We start from the raw sequence: 1205 nt of genomic DNA on the forward strand, positions 1-1205 counted from the left end.
GATTACAAGACGTCCGGCATGCAGCAGAGGACCCCAGATCTCCCACACCGAAAAATCAAACGCATAGGAATGGAACATGGTCCAGATATCATCTGAGCTGAAACGGAACCAGTACTCGGTCGCTGCAAATAAACGTGTTACATTTTGGTGAGGAATCATCACACCTTTTGGAACACCTGTTGAGCCGGATGTATAAATGACATATGCCGTATTCAAAGGCGAAAGCGGCTGAGTTCTATCCTTATTTTTTGGATTCTCTGCAGGGTATGTGTTTAGTTTCTCTGCCAGCTCGGGATCATCCAGCACGATTTTCGGCACGTTTTCAACTGGCGGAATGTGATTTGCAGCTTTAGTGTTCGTCATGATAAACGCAGGCTGTGCATCTTTTAGCATAAAAGCAATTCGATCAGCCGGATAATCCGGATCAAGAGGGAGATAAGCTGCCCCGGCCTTTAGCACCGCCAATAGGCCGACAGCCATTTCCAACGATCGGGGCAGTGCCAATGCCACAAATTGCTCCGGCCCGACACCTTCACTAATCATCATTCGGGCAAGCCGGTTTGCTCTTTCATTCAGCTCTGCATAGTTCAGTGCCTGATTTTCATATACAACGGCAATGGCATCAGGACGTAAAGCAGCCTGCTTCTCAAATTGCTCTGGCAAACATGCGTGCGGAATCTTTTCAGATACATTTTGCCAATCAGCCACCATGCTGCTGCGTTCCTCTGGCGCAAGAATATCCAGATTTCCGATTTGCTCGTCAGGATCAGACTCGGCAGCCTCCAACAGCCGCATCAAACGGTCAGCAAGAGCCTGAGCAGTTTCCCGCTTGAAAAGATCGGTGCTGTATTCAAGCAGTCCTTCCATTCCGTTTGGTGTCCCGTCAGCAAGGCGATCTTCACTGATTTCCAGCGTCAAATCAAACTTGGCAGAACCGACACTGTTGATTCGCAGGCTGCTCTCCATATCAGGAAGATGCAGTTCAGCGTCCGGTGTGTTTTGGAACGCAAGCATGATTTGGAATAAAGGATGCGTCGCACGCGAACGAGCCGGATTGAGCACCTCTACAAGTCTCTCAAACGGCAGATCCTGATTGTCATAGGCGGCCAGATTCACTTCCCGTACTCTGTCTAGAAGCTCACGAAAGCTTGGGTCACCGGACGTATCAGTTCTGAGCACCAATGTATTAATGAACAGCCCTACAA

The 1205-nt window shown here is 49.1% G+C and carries 1 protein-coding gene; it reads right to left on the bottom strand.

The window, feature by feature from the left end; all coding sequences use genetic code 11:
• The coding region (locus tag ACWHAR_RS22230; protein ID WP_452087850.1) for a non-ribosomal peptide synthetase at window positions 1-1205 on the bottom strand (1205 nt) is incomplete at both ends.

It is taken from the genome of Bacillus sp. LR--39 (assembly GCF_053613335.1).